Raw genomic sequence first — 20,423 nt, forward strand, 5'->3', positions numbered from 1 at the left:
CCTATCGCCGTTCGATCACGATGATGCCCGATAGCCTAATCTTACGCGTCGATGACTGCCAGCCACGCTTCGATCTTGAAGATCGAGGCAACTTTCCAGCGCCCCCCAAAGGGACCGCCGCTTCCCACCAGTTTTCGCCGTTCTCGACCCCCTCGCGATCGGATGACGGCTCCCGCCCATTAGCAGCCGTTGGCGTCAACCTCGAAGACGACAGGCTTGCCCCGCGATGCCGGTTCCCAGCCTGCCATCAATGCAGCGCGGATGCCGTTCTCTATGATCCTCTGATTGACCTGCGGACGCCGTAGTTGCGGTTGGAGCTTCGAACGCTTCCCCGAGGGCATCGGGAACTCCAGAAGCGCCTCCCGTTGGGCGTCACATTGACGAAGAGCGACAGTCATGCCCTTCCAGCCGTCTACGGTGCACCATTGCGGCTCCCGTTGGACGGCCCACTCGTATCGAAGGCCATCGACTTCGGCTGTGCCATTCAAGTCGCGAGTGTGAAGCATCACGCGAACCTAACACGGTAGTGACGGCTTTCCACCACTTTTGCCGTTCTCGCCGGGAGCGGCGTCGGGTCCGCCGGCTGTCGGCAGGCGCCTCATAGTGGACGTTCCTTGCCGCATTGCCGATGACCGTTGGTCCACCTACCAAGGGATAATGACTGATATGGAAGCCATTCCGGGCTGGGCTGAGGTAATCATTGGTTCGGCTATTCGCCCGACTTCCATGATGCGGAGGTCGTTAGTATCGATCTCAGGCGTAATCCTGAGCCTTCAGTCATGCGCGTCCATGTATGGAGGACGAACAGCGACATAACCGAGAGCGGTCATTTCCGGCTCGATCGCCACGCGTTGGTGACCTTCACCATTCAAGGCACCAAGAATGTAAAGCTGAACGGGTGGAATCACCAGAACGTGCTTTCCGAACTTTTCGTCGATCGGGAGGGCGGCGATTATATCTTGCGCCTTCCGGGGATTTACGGGGTCGATGGCGAGATTGCCGGGACGCATGTTTCAGTAACAATTGATCCATGTATACCGGAATAAGGAAGTCGGCCGCCATCGGTCCGCAACCCCGGGATTCTACGTATTTAGATGATAAAGGATCGTAAAATGAGCTTCGATGGAGATCAAGACGTGCATGGCGGAAGATCATGATCTATATGTAATGCCAACCGCATCAATATCGCCGTGCTTGGGAGAGTTTATGTCAGAGCCCCTATCGCCTGATACCATCGTCATCATCAAATCGACGGCTCCGGCTCTCCAGAAGCATGGGGTTGAGATCACGACACGCATGTACCAACGGCTGTTTGTCGATCCCGAGATCAAAGCGCTGTTCGATATGGCCGCTCAAGACTCCGGCGAGCAGCCCAAGCGGCTCGCGGCCGCCATCCTCGCCTTTGCGCAGAACGCCGACAAGCTTGACGCGTTGAAACCGGCGATCGAACGCATCGCCGCGCGCCACGTCGCGACGCACATCAAACCAGAGCATTACCCTGCCGTCGCCAACGCCCTGCTCCCGGCGATCAAGGACGTTCTTGGCGATGCGGTCGATGATACCGTGCTGAATGCATGGGGCGAGGCGTATTGGTTCCTTGCCGACGTTCTGAAGGGACGTGAAGCCACGCTCTATGCCGAGGCGGCGTGACATCGAAGATCCTGCCACCGCAGAGCGCTGCCTTGCGTAAAGCCGACACCGCAACCGCTACAGCGTGATCGCCGCCTTCAACCCCAGAACGCCGACGTCGCCCAGCGTCGTCACGCCGCCGGGGTGGTGGATCAGTTGTACGTTCGGCTGCAATTCCAGCCACGGCACCGGCGTCATGCTGTAATAGACTTCGGCGGCATATTCGGCATCGCGCACCGGCGTCCCCGGCACCAGCAGATCGGCGCGCGCCGCGCGCCCGTTGACGTTGGTCCGCCCGACCGCGACGCCGAGCACATCGCCGCCCACGCCCGGCAACAGCCCCTTGTAGAACAGCCCGAGCGCGACCTGGTTGTCGGTCACGCTGGTCGCGCGGTCGGCCTGAGTCACGTTGGCGAACACGCCCAGCCCGGTCAGCGCCTTGCCGTCCTTCGACGTGCCGGTGATCTGCTGCTGAACGCTCGCATAGACGCCGTAGCGCCCCGAATGCTTGAGCGGCGCTAGGCCCGTGATGACGGTCGGCTGGTGGTTGACGTCGAGCAGCACGTCGTCGCCGTCGGTGGTCGAATACCAGCCGCCCACCTTGTACGATCCGACGTGCCCGCCCTCCAGCCCGCGCGTCCAGCCCGCCTCGAACGGGATCAACACGCCGGTCGCGCCGCGCCAGCGCGCGACGAAGAAGCTGTTCTTCAGCTCGTTGGGGTTTTCGACATAGCCGCCGACCTGCACGTACACGCCCTTCGCGACATCGACATGGACGATCCCCGCCCACTGCGCGACCGGCCAGTTGTACCAATAGTCGCCGACGAGGTTGCCCGGCTGCGCGCCGCAGAAGGTGAGGTTCTCGAAATGGCACGAGAACACCGCGAAGTCGGACCCCGGATTGGTCCGCCCGAGCTTCACCTCGACCCGGTCGCCGAGCTTCTGCTGATACCACAGCTCGGTCAACCGCACCGTCTGGCCGCGGCCATAGACCTCCTGCACCTGCTGGAGCGTGTTCAGCCCGGCGTCGTCGGAGAGGTTGCGCCCGCGCCGCCACGTCAGCGTCGCCTGGAAGGTGCCGCCGTCGATCCCGGCGAGCGTGTCGAGATCGAACTTCGCGCCGAGATCGGCCTGCCCGGTCTCGGTGGCGAGCCGCTTCCTGCCGCCGGTGACATTATAGCCGCTTTCCGAAACGTAGCGCGCCGACACCTCGACCCCGCGCTTGCCGAGCCAGCTCCGCGCCTTGCGCCAGTCGCCGAACAGCCCCGGCGGCGCCTGATAGCGCGTATCGCCGATCGCCGCGCTCGGCGAGGGGTCGCGCGGGTGAAGCGCATGGGTGAAGCGCCGCCGCGCCGCCGGGGTCGCGGCGTTGGCGGGCTTCTTCGTGTTGGTGGCGGAGCTGTCGGTCGCGGCGGCAGGGGCGGGCGCGCCGATATCGACTTGCGCCGGGGGCGGGGCGGGGGCGTCCTTCGTCTCCTGCGCCACCGCGCCGCCGGCGGAGAACAACCAGGCAGCACCGAGGAACGGCGCCAGCCGGCGGGTCGTCGTCACGATCATCATCCAACCATTTCTGCGAGAGACGAAAAACAGACCCCCTTAATGGGTGTCGCGATGTTTCGTTCCAACCCCGGAAGGATCGCCCGCGCACGGCTTTATCGAAGGCCCCCTCGCGCCCCGGCGGTCGGCGCCCTATCTTCCACACTGGAATCCCATTCAGAACAAAGCTAGAACCATCGGCATGGCCCTTACCACCATTTCCGTGCGCGGCGCGCGTGAGCACAATCTCAAGAACGTTTCGGTCGATATCCCGCGCGATACGCTGACGGTCATCACCGGCCTCAGCGGCTCGGGCAAGTCGAGCCTCGCGTTCGATACGATCTATGCCGAGGGGCAGCGCCGCTACGTCGAATCGCTCAGCGCCTATGCGCGCCAGTTCCTCGAAATGATGCAGAAGCCCGATGTCGACCATATCGAGGGCCTCAGCCCCGCGATCAGCATCGAGCAGAAGACCACCAGCCGCAACCCGCGCTCGACCGTGGCGACCGTCACCGAGATCTACGATTACATGCGCCTTTTGTGGGCGCGCGTCGGCATCCCCTATTCCCCAGCCACCGGCCTGCCGATCGCCGCGCAGACCGTCAGCCAGATGGTCGACCGCGTCATGGCGCTGCCCGAGGGCACGCGGCTGTACCTGCTCGCCCCCGTCGTGCGCGGCCGCAAGGGCGAGTATAAGAAGGAAATGCTTGAGTGGCAGAAAGCGGGCTTCACCCGGGTCCGCATCGACGGCGAACTCGTCGAGATCGATGAGGCGCCAGCACTCGACAAGAAGCTCAAGCACGACATCGAAGTGGTGGTCGATCGCCTCGTCGTGAACCCCGAAAGCGCGACGCGGCTGGCGGACAGCTTCGAAACCGCGCTCAAGCTCGCCGAAGGGCTGGCCTATGTCGATCTGGTCGATGTAACGGTGGCCGATGTCGGGGGCGGGGGAGCCACCCAACCCCCGTTCGTCCCGAGCGAAGTCGAGGGACAAGCCTCGGACGCTGCGCAGGGTGTCTCGACTTCGCTCGACACGAACGGGAAGGGAAAGCCCGCCGCCGCCAGCAAGAAGATGAAAGGCACCGGCATCCCGGACAACCGAATCGTCTTTTCGGAAAAGTTCGCCTGCCCGGTCTCCGGCTTCACCATCGCCGAGATCGAACCGCGCCTGTTCTCGTTCAACGCCCCGCAAGGCGCGTGCCCGGCCTGCGACGGGCTCGGCGAGAAGCTGCTGTTCGACGAAGACCTCGTCGTCCCCAACCATGCGCTCAGCATCAAGAAGGGCGCGGTCGTGCCCTGGGCCAAGTCCAACCCGCCAAGCCCCTATTACATGCAGGTGCTCGGCTCCCTTGCGCGCGAATTCGGCTTCAGCCTCGATACGCCGTGGGCGGAGCTGCCGGGCGAAGTCCAGCTCATCATCCTCCACGGCACCGGCGGCAAGCCGGTCACGCTCACCTTTATCGACGGACGCAAGAGCTACGACGTCAAGAAGCCGTTCGAAGGCGTGATCGGCAACCTCAACCGTCGCATGCTCTCCACCGAGAGCGCGTGGATGCGCGAGGAACTGTCGAAATACCAATCCTCCGCCCCCTGCGAAGTGTGCGGCGGCGCGCGCCTCAAGCCCGAGGCGCTCGCGGTCAAGATCGGCATGCGCGACATTTCCAGCATCACCCATCTCTCGGTGGTCGATGCGCTGGCGTGGTTCACCGCGATCCCCGCCGAACTCACCGCGCAGCAGACCGCGATCGCCGAGCGAATCCTCAAGGAAATCCTCGAACGCCTCGGTTTCCTCAACAACGTCGGGCTCGATTACCTCAACCTCGATCGCACCTCGGGCACCTTGTCGGGCGGCGAGAGCCAGCGCATCCGGCTCGCCTCGCAGATCGGCTCGGGCCTGTCGGGCGTGCTCTACGTGCTCGACGAACCCTCGATCGGCCTCCACCAGCGCGACAACGACATGCTGCTGGCGACGCTGCGGCGCCTGCGCGATCTCGGCAACACCGTGCTCGTCGTCGAGCATGACGAGGATGCGATCCGCACCGCCGATTATGTGATCGACATGGGGCCGGGCGCCGGCGTCCACGGCGGCAACGTCATCGCACAGGGCACGTTCGAGGAAGTGCTCGCCACCGAAGGCAGCATCACCGCCGATTATCTCGCCGGCCGCCGCAGCGTGCCGCTCCCCGCCAAGCGCCGCAAGGGCAACGGCAAGAAGCTCACCGTCCACAACGCCACCGCCAACAATCTGCGCGGCGTGACGGCGAGCATCCCGCTCGGCACCTTCACCTGCATCACCGGCGTCTCCGGCTCGGGCAAGTCGAGCTTCACCATCGACACGCTCTATGCCGCCGCCGCGCGCACCCTGAACGGCGCGCGCATCGTCCAGGGCAAGCACGACAAGATCACCGGGCTGCAATATCTCGACAAGGTGATCGACATCGATCAGTCGCCGATCGGCCGCACCCCGCGTTCGAACCCGGCGACCTATACCGGTGCCTTCACCCAGATCCGCGACTGGTTCGCCGGCCTGCCGGAGTCGCTCGCGCGCGGCTACAAATCGGGGCGGTTCAGCTTCAACGTGAAGGGCGGGCGCTGCGAGGCGTGCCAGGGCGACGGGCTGCTCAAGATCGAGATGCACTTCCTCCCCGACGTCTATGTCACCTGCGACGTCTGCCACGGCGCGCGCTACAACCGCGAGACTTTGGAAGTGAAGTTCAAGGGGCTGAGCATCGCCGACGTGCTCGACATGACCGTCGAGGATGCGGTCGAATTCTTCAAGGCGGTGCCGCCGATCCGCGACAAGATGGCGATGCTGGCGGAAGTGGGCCTCGGCTACGTCAAGGTCGGCCAGCAGGCGACGACGCTCTCGGGCGGCGAAGCGCAGCGGGTGAAGCTGGCGAAGGAACTGTCGCGGCGGGCGACAGGTCAGACGCTGTATATTCTCGACGAGCCGACGACGGGGCTGCACTTCGAGGACGTGCGCAAACTGCTCGAAGTGCTCCACGCGCTCGTCGAGCACGGCAATACCGTGGTGGTGATCGAGCACAATCTCGACGTCATCAAGACCGCCGACTGGGTGATCGACCTTGGGCCTGAGGGTGGCGTTAAGGGTGGCGAGATTGTTGCCGAGGGCACGCCCGAGGCGGTGGTGAAGGTGAAGGCGAGCTTTACGGGGCGGTATTTGAAGCCGTTGTTGGGGAAGTAGGCGAGATAAATCTTTTCGCCAAAGCCGGAACGTGGCGAAGGCTTAGTTGAAAATCTGAGGAGGTGCAGGACTTATCTGGCAGGAACCTCGGGTGGGAGGGTTCTAAGATAAGGACAATCGTAGCGGTCGAACCACGTTGACGACGTACATACGAACGTGGAACATTACTGCTTTGGCGGGGGGGGGGCGATTTTGTGCCTAAGATTTACACTAATATGGATGCGTTAATTCCTAGATCTGATTTTGCTATTAGGGATGGCATAGATGTTGCCACGCAGACTCTGGATAGTTTCGAGAAAATTTCTTTAAGAGATTTGGCGGGATCAAGTAACTTCTTGTATAAACTACTACGAAAGCCCGACTTTCAACGAGAGACGACGCAGTGGTCTCCCCAGCAAATCGCCACGTTGATCGAGAGTTTTCTTAATGGAGAGTTGATTCCGGCGGTGATTCTCTGGAAGTCGCCAACTCATGTCTTTGTGATTGATGGCGGGCATCGTCTTAGTGCATTGCTCGCGTGGGCGAATGACGATTATGGCGATGGCCCCTTGTCTTTTAGCTTCTTTAAGCGGCAAATTCCCCAGGAGCAGAAGAGGTCTGCGGAGCGGACCCGGCGCGAAGTATCCATGAGAACTGGCACCTATCAGCATTTTGCTTCGCGCATTGCTGAAGGCGGTGATAACAACGATCTTTTACTATCCAGTCAGATGATGAATTTTGCTACGCGCGGTATCCAGGTTCAATGGATTACTGGCGATGCAGATAAAGCGGAGTCTTCATTCTTTAAAATTAACACCCAGGGTTCAGTGTTGGACGCCACCGAAAGTAGAATACTTAAAAACCGCCGCAAGGCTCCCGCTATATTAGCAAGATCTGTTGTCCGCGCTGCGACAGGTAGTGAGTATTGGTCAAAATTTGACCGGCAAATACAAGATAAAATAGTAGATATTTCGAAGAGTATACATAGATCTTTATTTTCGCCTGAACTCAGTACGCCTGTTCGGAGTTTAGATTTGCCGCTGGGTGGATCAGCATCCGCCGCGCAAGCGCTCAACCTTCTTATAAATTTTGCGGAAATAGCTGACGGGCAGGGTCGTCCCGTGGAAGCGTTCGAAGATGACGCTGATGGAAGTCAAACAGTTTTCCTACTCGCTAAATTTAACAAAATTGTTCAAAGGATGGTCGGGACTGGAGCCGGTAGTCTGGGACTGCATCCGGCTGTATATTTCTATACATCTCAAGGTCGGCATTATGACCTTTTGCTTCAGGCAATGTTTAACATAATTGCGGAGAGGATAAGAGATAACAACAGCGATTGGTTCAAGGTTTTTACCGAAAGACGAGGTAAAATCGAGAGGACTCTTCTGGAGAGTAAGACAATAATAACGTTGTTAATTTCTGCACTTGCAAGTGGAAGGCGGATGGCTGGAGCTAAACAGGTTTTAAACTACATAATAGAAACCGCTGGGAACGATAAACCAGGATTCAATATAAATTCTCTTGCTGAAGAAATTGGCCTGCAAAGCAGGCTATATTCTATACAGGCCAAGCCAGGCGCAGATTTTAGTGATGACACTAAAACTTCGGTATTTTTGTCTACAGCTCTCGCTAGCGCTTTGAAATGTCCGGTTTGCTCTGGATATATTGATCCTAGCAAATCTGCGTCCTACGATCACATTGAAAGAAAGCAAGATGGCGGAAATGGCCGGGAAGATAATTGTCAGCTAACACATCCTTACTGCAACACGTCAGTTAAGAATTGATATTTTGCTTTTGTATCATGATCATCGTTGATGTCTGATCTAACTTGCATTTTGCGATTACAAGGTCCGCGAACTGAAGAATGTCACCCGGTCGAGGAATCTGTCAGCCGCCGCCCGGCTTCCTTGGAGCGTTCGCCCGGTTCGGCGTTGAGGATGGCGTCGAGTGTTTCGTAATCCAGATCCTCGATCCTGATCGCCTGCCGGTCGCGCCGCGCCAGCCGCGCATAGTCCTTGAGCGAGAGCATCACGACGCGCACCGTCCCCTCCCGCGTGATCCCGACCGGACGCCGCATCGCTGCATCGAGGTAGACATCCAGACGGGCTGCGACATCCTCAGCGGGGGCGGCGAGGGGGTCTGACATGGCGGACGGCTCCGGGCAGGTGGCAGCGTCGTCATACCGGCTTCGGCGCGGTCGATCGACTCAAACCGGCGGGTCCGGTGCGTCACAGGCGCGCCACGGGCAAAGCCCGTGTCGTCGGACGGCGCCGGAGCGCCGCCGGCCGGGCGCGGCTCCGGCTGCGCCGGGCGTGCGCTTGGCTGCGCCAAGTGCTTGCGCGCCGCGCCCGCAACCGTGCTATACTCCCCGCATGACGAAGATGACCCCCATCGAGTCCGAATTCGCCACCACCGAGGACGAAGCCGCCTATGATGCGTGGTTCCGCGCCAAGGTCGAGGCCTCGCTTGCCGATCCGTCGCCGCCGATCCCCCACGATCAGATGATGGCGGAGCTCCGCGCCATCATCGCAGCCAGGCGGACCAAACCGGCCTGACGCGCCGCGTCGTTTGGCGCGCAAAGGCGCGGGCGCAGGCGCGCGAGATCATCGTTTACATCGCCGACCGGAACCCCGCCGCCGCCGAGCGGCTCGCCGACCGTTTCGAAGACGCGGTCGATCGTCTACCCGATCACCCGCATGTCCATCGCCCCGGTCGCGTGTCCGGCACGCGTGAGGCGATCGTCCATCCGAATTACATCATCATCTATCGGGTCGGTGAGTCGGTGATCGAGGTAGTGGCGGTGCTACACGCCCGACAGCGATATCCCTGACCCGCGCGCCACGGGCAAAGCCCGTGTCGACGGACGGCGCCGGGGCGCCGCCGGCCGGCGCGGCTCCGGCTGCGCCGGGCGCGCGCTTGGCTTGCGCCAACCGCTTGCGCGCCGCGCTGTCCTACACGCCCGCCCCGGCCTATCCTGCGCGGTGGTTCCGTCCCTCCGCGAAAGCCGCATCATGCCCTCGCCCCGTCACCCGCATCCGGCCCGCACACACCGCCGCGCGCCAAAGCAGACACCCCCCGCAACCTTTGCAACCTTTCCCGCACCGTGGCTCGGGTGGACGATGATAGCGATGTTTGCGCGCGCCGATCGCGTCACTGCCGCGTGGAATATTCGTCCTCGACCGACCATTGCCGCTCGGGCAGCCAGACATGCGCGGTGTCGGCATAATAGCGCGGCCGCTCGGTATAGCGCGCCTCGATGATGCGAACCTGCCGCAGCGCATCGCGGATCGCCGTATCGGTGCAGGACGGTGCGTAGGTCGCCGCATAGCGCCCTTCGCCGAGCGAATCGCACAGCTCATGCGCGGTGAGCGTCACGCGGCGGCGCAGCTCGCGCCGGTCCTCGGGATATTGCAGGTGCAGATCGCCATAGCTGACCCGCTGCGACACCGAATCGACGCTGTCCGGGATCGGCACATGGCCATAGACGACAAGGTCGTCGCGGCCGAAGTTCTGCGCGAGCGCCGGGCCCGCCGCCGCCGCCAGCACGGCGCCCGCCGCCAGGATACGAAGCGCGAAGCGTGTCATCGGATGCCTCCTTGCTTGCCCGGCCCGCCGCGCGGACTCGAAGCCTGATGCCGCGTTAACCATTACCACGCCGCCGCGTTCCGGCAATCCGGCGGCGGCGCGCGGTGTGCCATTTCGGGGAACCGCCCCCGCGCCGGCGTATCGTTGCGCGGGCGGATTGCACGGCGGCGCAACCGCTCCCATATCGCGCCGCATGAACGATAGCTCCAATGCATTGGTGTGGCACGGCACCACGATTCTCTCCGTGCGCAAGAACGGCCGCGTCGTCGTCGCCGGAGACGGCCAGGTGACGCAGGGCCAGACCGTCATGAAGCCCAACGCGCGCAAGGTGCGGCGTCTGGGCGACGGCTCGGTGATCGGCGGCTTCGCCGGCGCGACCGCCGACGCCTTCACGTTGTTCGAGCGGCTCGAACGCAAGCTCGAACAGCATCACGGCCAGTTGCTCCGCGCCGCGGTCGAACTGGCGAAGGACTGGCGCACCGACAAATATCTCCGCAACCTCGAAGCGATGATGATCGTCGCCGACAAGGACGTGACGCTGATCCTCACCGGCAACGGCGACGTGCTCGAACCCGAAGCCGGCATCGCCGCGATCGGCTCGGGCGGCAATTACGCGCTCGCCGCCGCCCGCGCGCTGGTCGAATACGAAGGCGACGCCGAAACCATCTGCCGCAAAGCCATGAAGATCGCCGCCGAAGTCTGCGTCTACACCAACGAACGCCTCACCATCGAAGCGATCGACGGCGCCGTCGACGCGTAATCCCCCTCCCGCATGCGGGAGGGGCTAGGGGAGGGCCTGTCCTCCCAAGGCGCCGCCCGCGAACATGCCCTCCCCCGACCCCTCCCGCATGCGGGAGGGGGGAAGAAGAAACCAGATGAACGACTCTCTCACCCCCAAAGCCATCGTCCGCGCGCTCGACGCGCACATCATCGGCCAGTCCGACGCCAAGAAGGCGGTCGCGGTCGCCCTGCGCAACCGCTGGCGCCGCCAGCAACTCGGCGCCGATCTGCGCGACGAGGTCACGCCCAAGAACATCCTGATGATCGGGCCGACGGGTTGCGGCAAGACCGAGATCAGCCGCCGCCTCGCCAAGCTCGCCGACGCGCCGTTCGTCAAGGTCGAGGCGACCAAGTTCACCGAGGTCGGCTATGTCGGCCGCGACGTCGAACAGATCGCGCGCGATCTCGTCGAGGAAGCGATCCGGCTCGAGAAGGAACGCCGGCGAGTCGCGGTGAAGGACAAGGCCGAGGACGCCGCGATGGCGCGGCTGCTCGACGCGCTCACCGGCAAGGGCGCCAGCGAGGCAACGCGCGAGGCGTTCCGCCAGCGCTTCCGCGACGGTCATCTCGATACCACCGAAATCGAGATCGAACTCGAACAGGCGCCGCAAATGCCGTTCGAGGTGCCCGGTGGCGCGCCGCAGATGATCAACCTCACCGAAATGATGGGCAAGGCGTTCGGTGGTCAGCAACTCAAGCGGCGCAAGATCACCGTGCCGGCCGCGTGGGAAAAGCTCGTCGAGGAGGAGGCCGACAAGCGGCTCGACCAGGACGAGGTCAGCCGCATCGCGCTGGCGAACGCGGAGGAGAATGGCATCGTCTTCCTCGACGAGATCGACAAGATCGCGGTGAGCGACGGTCGCGGCGGCTCTATCAGCCGCGAGGGCGTCCAGCGCGACCTGCTGCCGCTCATCGAAGGCACCACCGTCGCGACGAAGTACGGGCCGATGAAGACCGATCACGTGCTGTTCATCGCAAGCGGCGCGTTCCACGTCGCCAAGCCAAGCGACCTGTTGCCCGAGCTGCAAGGGCGCCTGCCGATCCGCGTCGAGTTGAAGGCGCTGACGGAGGATGATTTCGTCGCGATCCTGTCCGACACCAAGGCGTCGCTCACGCAGCAATATGTCGCGTTGATCGGCACCGAGGGGGTCGCCGTCGAATTCACCGAGGACGGCATCCGCGCGGTCGCCAGGATCGCCGCCGAAGTGAATGGCGAGATCGAGAACATCGGCGCGCGCCGGTTGCAGACGGTCATGGAGAAGCTGCTCGAGGAAGTCAGCTTCGAGGCCGAGGATCGGCAGGGCGAGACGGTGGTGGTCGATGCCGCCTACGTCGAGAAGCAATTGTCGAGCATCGCGCGCAACACCGATCTGTCGCGCTTCGTGCTATAGAAATACCGCGCCCTATTTGGGCGCGGTATACGGCACGAACTCGCGGATCGTACAGAAGCCGCTCGGGATGCGGCTGGTCAGGTCGACGGTGCGGATCGGATCACCCGCGCAGAGCTGCGAGCCGAACTGCCGGGTGACGATGGCGTCGCCGCGGTCGAGGCCGTTGCAACCGCCGTTGGTGTCGGCACGGTAGATCTTGCGGCGCGAAACTTTGTACAGGATCGTGTCGCCGATCCGTTGGGTCGCATATTGATCGCGGCTGTCGAGACATTGCTGCGGCTTGCCGGGAACGAGCCCGGTGAGCGCCTTGTCGAGCTCCGCCTTGTTTTTGGCCGCCTCGCGTGCGGCGTAGCCATGATCGGAGGAGAGTGCGGCGGTGCCGGCGCATAGCAGCAACATGGGCAAGATGATGCGATGCATCGGCTAGGCCTTTCGAACGCTTGAGTGTCTGTAACGCGGCTAACCCCGGAAACTATCCTTGGCGGCGCGCCGATCGGCGAGTTGCTCGGCCGAGGCTGCCCGCAGGAACGGATTGGTCGCGCGTTCCAGTGCGATCGTCGTCGGCACCGTGGCCTCGCCGGCCGCGCGCACGGCATCTACATCCCGCATCCGTGCCGCCACGTCAGCATTGTCCGGTTCGGTGACCAGCGCAAAGCGTCCGTTGCTCTGGGTATATTCATGCGCGCAATAAACTGATGTCTCGGCGGGCAGTGCCGCCAACCGCTGCATGTTGCCGAACATCTGCTCCGGCGTCCCCTCGAACAGCCGGCCGCAGCCCATCGCGAACAAGGTATCGCCGACGAAGATCGTCGCATCCTGGGCCAGATGGAACAAGATATGTCCGGCGGTGTGCCCAGGCGCCGCGATCACACGCGCGACATGCGAGCCGAGCCGGACCGTGTCGCCTTCCGCAAGCTCGATATCTAGCGTCGGGATCTTAGCGGCCTCCGCCGCTGGTCCACTGATGATCGCGCCGGTCGCAGCCTTCACCTCGGCGTTACCGCCGGTGTGATCGGCGTGCCAATGCGTGTTCCAGACCTGTCCGATCGTCCAGCCGCGCCGCCCGGCCTCGGCGAGCACAGGCGCGGCGTCGCCCGGATCGATCACTACCGTTTCTTGCGAGACGGGATCGTGAACCAACCAGATGTAGTTGTCGGTGAAAGCGGGGATGCGGACGATATCGAGATCGGTCATGCAAGTTCCTCTATCGCCAGCGCGGCAAGGCCGAGCCTGCGGGTGAGCGCCGCGGCGGGTTCCGAGCGCGCGAGCGCAACGCCCTGCCCGGCCCAGAGCGGCGAATAGTCGCCACGCCCTTCGCTTTCGGCATGCGCCCGAAGCGGTGCCAGTGCAGCGCCGGCATAAGGGAAGGGCGGGGCGGCAGCGTTGACCGGGCCGATTGCCTCGATCAGCCGGTTGCGCAAGCCCCGCGCCAGACCGCCCGAGAACAGGTTGGTGAAGACGCTGTCATCGGCGCTCGCCCTATCCAGCGCGGCGCGATGCGGTGCGCTCGGGCTGGCTTCGGGTGTCCTGAGGAAAGCGGTGCCGACCTGCACCGCCCCTGCGCCTAGCGCAATGGCGGCGCGAACACCGCGCTCGTCGGCGATGCCGCCTGCCGCAATTACCGGCACATCAACCGCATCGACGATCTGCGGCACCAGTGCGATCAACCCGACCGGCTTGTGACCGTCGAGAAAATGCCCGGCATGTCCACCCGCCTCGAAGCCCTGCGCGATGATCGCGTCGCAGCCTTTGTCCGCCAGAAAGCGTGCCTCGGCGACGGTGGTGGCGTTGCTGATCAACCGCGCGCCGGTCGCACGCACTCGGTCGAGCAGCGCCGGCTCGGGCAGGCCGAAGTGGAAGCTCACGAACTCGGGTCTCGCCGCTTCGATCGCCTCGGCCATCGCCGCGTCGAACGGGCGGCGCAGGGGCGGCGCGGTCGTCGGGCGCGGAAGATCCTCGGCCACATAGCAGGGCGCGAGCTGCGCTTCCCATGCGGCGCTATCGGGCACCGGCCCGAGCCGATGGCAGAAGACGTTGAGGTTGAGCGGTCCAGCTGCCGCCGCGCGGATAGTCGCGACCGTTTCGATAACGGCGTCAGGCGACAGCGTCGCGCAGGCGAGCGACCCGACCGCGCCCGCACCGAGCGCGGCGATGGCGAGCTCAGCACCGGCGAAGCCAGCCATCGGCGCCTGAATCACTGGGAGGCGCGCGCCCGAAAGATCGAGGAACGCGCACACCCCCTGCATGTCACCATACTCCGGTATTGGGCATCGATGCCCAGGGCTCGGCCGGGGGCAGGCGACCGTCCTGCAACAGCTCGACCGAGATGTTGTCGGGCGTGCGAACGAAAGCCATGTGCCCGTCGCGCGGCGGCCGGTTGATCGTTACGCCCGCGTCCCGCAGCCGCTGGCACGTCTCGTAGATGTCATCGACCTGATAGGCGAGGTGGCCGAAATTGCGTCCGCCACTATACTCCTCAGGGTCCCAATTGTGCGTCAGTTCAACCTCGGCGACGCCCTCCTGGCCGGGCGCGGCGAGGAAGATCAGCGTGAAGCGGCCTTGCTCGCTATCGATACGACGCACTTCCTTGAGGCCGATCAGTTCGAAGAACGCGATCGTCGCGGCCGGATCGGTGACGCGGATCATGGTGTGGAGGAATTTCACCGGCGACAAGCTCCTGTTGTGACGGGGCACAGATAGGCACGCCGCCTCGCCAGTGCCAGCTACGGCTTCGCCGGCGTATCGAATTGCGCGAGCGCTGCGGCGGCGGCCTTGTTGGCGTCGCTGCCCGGCTGGAGCTGCGCGGCGCGGCCCCATGCCGCCTTTGCGCCAGCTTCGTCGCCGGCCTTTGCGGCGATATTCCCCGCTTCGAGCTGGACCGAGGCATCATCCGACGAGCGTTTGAGCGCCTCGGCGATGTCGGTCTGCGCGCGCGTCAGGTCGCCCATCCGCCGCGCGAGCGTTGCCGAGAGCAGCCAGGCGAGCGGGTCGCTGCTGGCGGCGAGCAATGCCTGGTCGAGATCGGCGCGCGCGGCTTTGGCATCACCAGCGGCGACGAAGGCGCGCGCGCGGTCGAGATAGGCTTCACCGCTCTGTAGCCCGACCAGAGTGTGCGGTGCGAGTGCGGCGTCGAGATCGGCGCGCGCCTTGTTGGCGTCTTTTGCGCCAAGCCAGGCATTGCCCGCCTGCGCCCAATAATAGGCGCTGCGATCGTCACGAGCGACATCGGCCGCGCGCGCCGCCAGTTCGAACTCGGCGGCGGCGGCGGACCAATGCCCCTCGTTGGTGTACGCGATGCCGAGACATTGGTGCGCGAGGAAGCCGCCGCCGTCGAGCATCCAGCGGCTCGCCGCGCCCTCCGCTGCGGCGGGATCGCGCGCGGCGAGATCGACGCAACGGTCGTAGCGCTCCTGTGTCGGATTGGGGGTAGCGGGCAGCTTCTGCGCAGCGGCGGCGAGGAGCAGCAGGGGCAGGATCATGGGCGCGGCGCAACCTGTTCGATCAGATCGATGATCCGCGCGATATCGGCATCGCGCGACAATCGGTGGTCGCCATCCTTGACGAGCGTAAGCTGGACATCGGCTGAACGGATCAACTCGGCCAGCCGCACGCTGCGGTTCCACGGCACGTCGCGGTCGACCATGCCGTGGATCAGCCGCACCGGCACGTCGATGGCGATGGGGCCGAACATCAACCGGTTGGCCTCGCCCGATTGCCAGAAGGCGCGCGTATAGACGGTCGGGGTGTCGGCATAAGGCGAAGGGCGTTCGAGCCGGCCGGCTGACAGGATCGCGAGCTTCTCCTCGACGGTGAAGCCCCAGTCGGTGAAGTCGGGCGCGGGCGCGATGCCGACGAGCGCCGCGACTTTCCCTGGGTGATCGCGTGCGATGAGCAGCATCAGCCAGCCGCCCATCGACGATCCGACCAGTACCGCTGGCCCGTCGACGAGCTTGTCGAGCAATTCCAGGACATCGTCGCGCCACCCGGCGAGCGTCTGTTCCTCGAAGACGCCCTCGCTTGCGCCGCAGCCGCCGTAATCGAAGCGCAGGAACGCGCGGCCGGTCGCCTTCGCCCACGCTTCGATTGCGAGCGCCTTGGCGCCGGTCATGTCGGATGCGTAGCCGGGCAGGAAGACGATCGTCGGGCCGGCGCCCGGCGTGAGGTGATAGGCGAGCGCGGGGCGGGGATCGGTCATGCCTGGGCTTTACCCGGCCTCTCGATCCTCGGCAAACGGCGCCGCTGGTTAGAAGCGGAAGCCCGGCGCGCGTGCTTTGGGATCTGACGTGCAGATGTCGCGCAGCGCGCCCCACTGATCGGCGTCCAGCACCGGGCGGTCGTTGTGATGCAGCTTCGCCGCGGCGATGAAGCGCGCGGCGCGATCCTGCGATATCGGGTGCGTCGAGAGATAAGCGGTGAGACGGCCGACGCCGCCCGAATCCTCGCCCGCCGAGAGCCGTTTGAAGAAGCGCGCGGTCGGCAGCGGCGAGATGTGCGCCTGCGCGAGCGCGTCGATCGCGAACCCGTCGGCGCGGGCTTCCGCGTCGCGCGAGTAGGCCGAGGCGAGCAGCGCGTTGGTGTAGCCGCCGACATGCCCGTCGAGGCCGCCGAGCAGCACGCTGAGCCCGAGCTGGCGGAGCAGCGATTCGAGCACGTCGCGGTGGCGGACGTGGCCGAGTTCGTGGGCGATCACGCCGGCGACCTCGTCGGGCGAGGCGGCGGCTTTGACGAGGCCGTCGAACAGCACGATTCGGCCGCCCGGCAATGTCACGGCGTTGACGATCGGCAGATTGACGACGCTGACGCGCACGTCGCGGTCGCCCGGATCGATGCGGGCGACGAGCGCGGCGAGCGCTTGCGGGCCGTTCGGGCCGGCGCAGTTGCGGTCGCCGAAGTCGCGGGCCATCATGTCGCCGAGCTTGCGTTCGACCGATTGCGGGACGGCGCGGGCGACGAGCGCGGGCGTCATCAGGAAGAGCGCGACCGCAATCGTGGCTAACGTTGCGCACAGCGCGGCCGCGGGCCAGAGGCCGATCCGGTCGATCAGGCGGCCGTAGCGTGTTGGAGCCGGGAGGCGGGAGGCGAGATCGGCGGGGATGCCGCCGGGGAATCCTATTCTCCAGCCGGTTGAACCCTTTAGGCCGTAGATCGCGGCGCCGTCGACCGCGTCTCCGGCGACGAGATCGGCGAAGCGGTAGGGGCCTTCCACCCTGTCACGTTCGACCAGAACGAACGCATCCCCGTCCGCCACCAGCTCGGGCTCCCGGCGCAGCGCGCTGAGGCCGTCGTAATGCCACACGCGCATCAGATCGCGCCGATATCGAAGGCGTCGAGCAGCCCCTCGCCCTGGCCCGGCCGGCGCGTGGTGGATTGCGTCAGGCGCGCCAGATCGATCTCGCCATAAGCGTGCATGTGGCGGATGAAGAACGTCCAGTTGCGATAGCCGACGAAGATCTGGCCGATGCCGAGCGTGCAGACCACCAGCGCGATGTTTCCCGCGAACAGCCTGATCCAGTCCCCCGTCGTCGCGGTGAAGGCGAACTCCAGATCGCCCAGCCGAAGCGCCCCCACCGCCTCCCGGAAATAGGCCGAATAGAACACCAAAGCGATCACGCCGAGCACGACGAAGAACAGCAGGTAGAAGCCCGCCAAGATCGCGAACATCACGGCCGCCGTCACGCCGTCGCTCGGCAGGCTCCGCCACGACCCCATCCCGCCCGCGACCATGCCGAACACCACCAGCGCGATCACCGCGACCAGGAAGAACACCGGCGCCAGATAGAACAGCAGGAAGCGCAGGAAGATCGGCGCGGCGCGCGCGCTCGCCTCGAACCGATAGGGGCCGAAGCTCATCTCGCCCCAGCGCTCGTTCCACAGCGTCGTCATCGTCCAGGGGACGAGCAGCCCGAGCGTGAACGACCCCAGCACGCTCTTCCACAGATAGCTCCAGCCGAACGCCAGCCCGAACGTGTCGCTGCCGCCGCGAATGCCGTGCCACAACGTGCGGCTGAGCCGGTAGCGCAGCGCGCGGAAGATCGCGACGCCGGTGAGGAAGAAGAAGGCGAGGTACAGGCCGAGGCCGACCAGCCCCGCCACCCCTTCATGCCCGCGCATCATCGCGCTGTTGAGCACGACGAGGTTGATGAAGCCGAACGGGATCACGAAGATCAGCATCGCAAGGCCATAGCCGATCATCAGCTCGCGCCCGGTGCCGGTCCATTCGAGCCGATCGTCGATGAACTGCGTGCGGCTCCACAGATAGCGCCGCTCGCGCGTGCGCGCCCAGAACAGATAGACGCCGAGCGTGACGATGCTCAGCAACAGGTTGGTGAAGGCGATCGGCGCGAACTCGCGCCAGTCGCCCGAGAAGGTGAAAGCCTTGTTGCCTTGCGATTCGTGCATGTTCCGTAGCTCCCCCAACCCGGAGGCGGTTGGAGCGCAGGGCGGGGGCGGGGTCAATGTGTTAAAAAGAAGCGGCGATTATCGTGGAACTCGTAAACCAATCTCTCGTAACCTAACGGTATCGAAAATGACGGGGTTTAGAAGGCCGACGCTTAGAAACCTGATTTGAAAACACGGCTCGGCACCAATTAATTGTGGTGCCGGTTGCGCTCTGTGCGGTATTGCCGTGAGGATCAAGTGCGCTTCTAAGTAAGCCACTTCCAAGGGAGTCGGCGTAAATGGCTGTCGAATTTTTAAAACTATTCGGTTTCACGGAAGACCCTTTTGCGTCGACAAACGCCGCAGATGAGCCACTTATCGACCGATATTTCGTGCAGCCCCCGTTCTTCCCATCCGTGATTGGCGATCCCAGCAAACCCAAGAGCAACGTCGTTTTTGCTCCACGTGGCGGGGGTAAGACGGCGCAGAAAATCATGATCGAGCGAAAAAGTGAAATTGATGGTGGGTTCTTGTGCGTTGCGTACGATAAGTTTCCACTTGATGGCATTAAGCAAATAACAGACGCTGACGCTGAATACCACATCACCAATATAACTAGGCTGTTGTTAGTAGCAGTATTAATATCGTTAACCGATGTTCATAAAAGCAATGTTGACGCTACGGATCGTGAGTTAATCGTGGATCTGTCTAAACAGCTTCTTGGTGGTCTTTCGCAATCTCGTTTGAAAGATGAAATTGACTCGATAAAGTCGCTCGGTCAGAAAACTCGTGAGTCATGGAGGAAATATGGTGGTGCGGCAATTAGTCTTGTGAATGCGGTGCTTACTTCATATGGAGCTGCGGCGATTGTCTTGCCTGAATCCAATCAGAAAAACTCAGAATCGACGCGTTTCAAATTTGAAGCTCTCGTAGCATTGGCGATAAAGATCGGATATCAGTCGGTCTATATATTAGTTGATCGTACAGATGAGCTGACCCTTACCGCGCAGAATGCTGACAAGGCTTTTGCGTTTATATCGCCCGTTCTTATCGACCTGCCTCTTCTGGAAACTGCTGGGGTTGGCTTTAAATTTTTTCTTTGGGATCAGATGAAGGAGCCTTACCAAGAGGGGGGTGGCCGGCCCGATCGTTTGCTTGAATACACGCTTGATTGGTCGGTAAGCGAGCTTGAAAAGGTTCTTGAGCGCCGTCTTCAAACTTACTCTGACGGTCAAGTGTCAAGGTTTGACCAGCTTCTCTCTGGCGCGCCGTATGACGTGCACAGGATGATATCCTATTTTGCGAATGCTTCGCCACGAGATATGGTTAGAATTTGCAAAAAGATCGTAGATGAGCACACGAAGTCTGGAGTATTTTCTCCAAAGATCGACTTTAAAACTGTCAAAGTTGCCCTAGCTTCGTTCTCTCTTGAACGAGCTAGGGAGCTTTATGGGGCCTTCATATCTGATCTTAAAAAAGTGGGGGAGCTGACATTCACTACAAACTTCCTCGCAAACGACGTTTTTCGGATCGGTGCACAAGGCGCTAGGGCAAAGGTACAGAAATGGCAGAGCGCGGGTGCGGTTATTAAAATTGGCGAGCTTCCAAACAAGGGTAATCGCCCACTCTATAACTATGGTATCGTTGATCCTAGGCTCGCGCTCGCTGTACTATCCGACGCCAGTTTAGAGGAGGCAATGGATAATTACTTAGTTATCTGCCCTCATTGCAAGGATTTGCGGATTGGGATCAAGGGGTCGATTACATGTCCCGGTTGTCAGGGTAGCTTCGAAATGGCGGATGCTGACAGCTTAGCGACGGTATGTGCAATAGCTTAGAGGTCTAAAGACGCGCGCTTTTCTATCTACCGTTAAATAATCATCGCTCCCACACAGAGCACGTATATTGATACCCGGCGATCTATAGTATCGTATTTGCGA

20 protein-coding genes are annotated in these 20,423 nt (G+C 62.8%); 9 read left to right on the top strand and 11 right to left on the bottom strand.

Features of this window, described 5'->3' with window-relative positions; all coding sequences use genetic code 11:
* Positions 1 to 746 precede the first annotated feature (746 nt).
* On the top strand, positions 747 to 1,046 hold the full coding sequence (locus J0A91_RS25195; protein WP_083224547.1) for a hypothetical protein: 300 nt from the start codon (positions 747 to 749) through the stop codon (positions 1,044 to 1,046).
* A 160-nt stretch (positions 1,047 to 1,206) separates the two neighbouring features.
* Positions 1,207 to 1,650, top strand: a complete 444-nt coding sequence (locus tag J0A91_RS07155) for a globin domain-containing protein (RefSeq protein ID WP_069204330.1) — start codon at positions 1,207 to 1,209, stop codon at positions 1,648 to 1,650.
* Positions 1,651 to 1,707: 57 nt separating this feature from the next.
* Here J0A91_RS07155 and J0A91_RS07160 read toward each other — a convergent pair whose 3' ends face one another.
* Positions 1,708 to 3,186 carry a carbohydrate porin gene (locus tag J0A91_RS07160; protein ID WP_150127067.1) on the bottom strand — a complete coding sequence of 493 codons (1,479 nt, stop codon included), beginning with the start codon at positions 3,184 to 3,186 and terminating at the stop codon, positions 1,708 to 1,710.
* 181 nt (positions 3,187 to 3,367) lie between these two features.
* On the opposite strand from J0A91_RS07160, the gene uvrA reads away from it, so the two are divergent.
* A complete protein-coding gene (uvrA, locus tag J0A91_RS07165; protein ID WP_069204332.1) occupies positions 3,368 to 6,370 on the top strand; it encodes an excinuclease ABC subunit UvrA in 3,003 nt (1,000 codons plus the stop codon).
* A 194-nt stretch (positions 6,371 to 6,564) separates the two neighbouring features.
* On the top strand, positions 6,565 to 8,133 hold the full coding sequence (locus J0A91_RS07170; protein WP_150126844.1) for a GmrSD restriction endonuclease domain-containing protein: 1,569 nt from the start codon (positions 6,565 to 6,567) through the stop codon (positions 8,131 to 8,133).
* A gap of 83 nt (positions 8,134 to 8,216) precedes the next feature.
* On the opposite strand, the gene J0A91_RS07175 is transcribed toward J0A91_RS07170, so the two are convergent.
* On the bottom strand, positions 8,217 to 8,495 hold the full coding sequence (locus J0A91_RS07175) for a hypothetical protein (RefSeq protein ID WP_069204333.1): 279 nt from the start codon (positions 8,493 to 8,495) through the stop codon (positions 8,217 to 8,219).
* Between the two features lie 226 nt (positions 8,496 to 8,721).
* Here J0A91_RS07175 and relB point away from each other — a divergent pair, with 226 nt between their 5' ends.
* Together relB and J0A91_RS07185 are read left to right on the top strand one after the other, a co-directional pair.
* On the top strand, positions 8,722 to 8,904 hold the full coding sequence (relB, locus tag J0A91_RS07180) for a type II toxin-antitoxin system RelB family antitoxin (protein ID WP_069204334.1): 183 nt from the start codon (positions 8,722 to 8,724) through the stop codon (positions 8,902 to 8,904).
* A gap of 59 nt (positions 8,905 to 8,963) precedes the next feature.
* Positions 8,964 to 9,179, top strand: coding sequence for a type II toxin-antitoxin system RelE/ParE family toxin (locus J0A91_RS07185; protein WP_240502282.1), 216 nt, complete (start codon positions 8,964 to 8,966; stop codon positions 9,177 to 9,179).
* Between the two features lie 320 nt (positions 9,180 to 9,499).
* Here the strand turns inward: J0A91_RS07185 and J0A91_RS07190 are convergent, their stop codons facing one another.
* Positions 9,500 to 9,934, bottom strand: coding sequence for a UrcA family protein (locus J0A91_RS07190; protein ID WP_069204335.1), 435 nt, complete (start codon positions 9,932 to 9,934; stop codon positions 9,500 to 9,502).
* Between the two features lie 193 nt (positions 9,935 to 10,127).
* Between J0A91_RS07190 and hslV the strand changes: the two genes are divergently transcribed.
* Positions 10,128 to 10,694: an ATP-dependent protease subunit HslV gene (gene hslV / locus J0A91_RS07195; RefSeq protein ID WP_069204336.1), complete on the top strand. Its 567-nt coding sequence runs from the start codon at positions 10,128 to 10,130 to the stop codon at positions 10,692 to 10,694.
* Between the two features lie 115 nt (positions 10,695 to 10,809).
* Positions 10,810 to 12,105 carry an ATP-dependent protease ATPase subunit HslU gene (hslU, locus tag J0A91_RS07200; protein WP_069204337.1) on the top strand — a complete coding sequence of 432 codons (1,296 nt, stop codon included), beginning with the start codon at positions 10,810 to 10,812 and terminating at the stop codon, positions 12,103 to 12,105.
* 12 nt (positions 12,106 to 12,117) lie between these two features.
* Here hslU and J0A91_RS07205 read toward each other — a convergent pair whose 3' ends face one another.
* The 8 genes from J0A91_RS07205 to J0A91_RS07240 are packed head-to-tail and all read right to left on the bottom strand — an operon-like array spanning position 12,118 to position 18,504.
* On the bottom strand, positions 12,118 to 12,525 hold the full coding sequence (locus J0A91_RS07205; RefSeq protein ID WP_069204338.1) for a hypothetical protein: 408 nt from the start codon (positions 12,523 to 12,525) through the stop codon (positions 12,118 to 12,120).
* A gap of 39 nt (positions 12,526 to 12,564) precedes the next feature.
* On the bottom strand, positions 12,565 to 13,299 hold the full coding sequence (gene gloB / locus J0A91_RS07210) for a hydroxyacylglutathione hydrolase (RefSeq protein WP_069204339.1): 735 nt from the start codon (positions 13,297 to 13,299) through the stop codon (positions 12,565 to 12,567).
* Positions 13,296 to 14,351: an NAD(P)H-dependent flavin oxidoreductase gene (locus J0A91_RS07215; RefSeq protein ID WP_069204340.1), complete on the bottom strand. Its 1,056-nt coding sequence runs from the start codon at positions 14,349 to 14,351 to the stop codon at positions 13,296 to 13,298. Before J0A91_RS07215 ends, gloB begins: the two co-directional genes overlap by 4 nt.
* A gap of 1 nt (position 14,352) precedes the next feature.
* Positions 14,353 to 14,769 carry a VOC family protein gene (locus tag J0A91_RS07220; protein ID WP_240502227.1) on the bottom strand — a complete coding sequence of 139 codons (417 nt, stop codon included), beginning with the start codon at positions 14,767 to 14,769 and terminating at the stop codon, positions 14,353 to 14,355.
* 59 nt (positions 14,770 to 14,828) lie between these two features.
* Positions 14,829 to 15,584 carry a tetratricopeptide repeat protein gene (locus J0A91_RS07225; protein WP_069204341.1) on the bottom strand — a complete coding sequence of 252 codons (756 nt, stop codon included), beginning with the start codon at positions 15,582 to 15,584 and terminating at the stop codon, positions 14,829 to 14,831.
* Entirely contained in the window at positions 15,581 to 16,300 is a 720-nt protein-coding gene (locus tag J0A91_RS07230; RefSeq protein ID WP_069204342.1) for an alpha/beta fold hydrolase, read from the bottom strand. The genes J0A91_RS07225 and J0A91_RS07230 overlap by 4 nt, the downstream gene beginning before the upstream one ends.
* 48 nt (positions 16,301 to 16,348) lie before the next feature.
* Positions 16,349 to 17,407 carry a M48 family metallopeptidase gene (locus tag J0A91_RS07235; RefSeq protein WP_069204343.1) on the bottom strand — a complete coding sequence of 353 codons (1,059 nt, stop codon included), beginning with the start codon at positions 17,405 to 17,407 and terminating at the stop codon, positions 16,349 to 16,351.
* Entirely contained in the window at positions 17,407 to 18,504 is a 1,098-nt protein-coding gene (locus tag J0A91_RS07240; RefSeq protein ID WP_069204344.1) for a YjgN family protein, read from the bottom strand. Before J0A91_RS07240 ends, J0A91_RS07235 begins: the two co-directional genes overlap by 1 nt.
* 278 nt (positions 18,505 to 18,782) lie before the next feature.
* Between J0A91_RS07240 and J0A91_RS07245 the strand changes: the two genes are divergently transcribed.
* The gene (locus tag J0A91_RS07245) at positions 18,783 to 20,321 is read left to right on the top strand and encodes a P-loop ATPase, Sll1717 family (RefSeq protein ID WP_150126846.1); all 1,539 of its coding nucleotides are present in this window, start codon (positions 18,783 to 18,785) and stop codon (positions 20,319 to 20,321) included.
* Positions 20,322 to 20,423 lie beyond the last annotated feature (102 nt).

This window comes from Sphingomonas panacis (assembly GCF_001717955.1).
Lineage (GTDB): Bacteria > Pseudomonadota > Alphaproteobacteria > Sphingomonadales > Sphingomonadaceae > Sphingomonas > Sphingomonas panacis.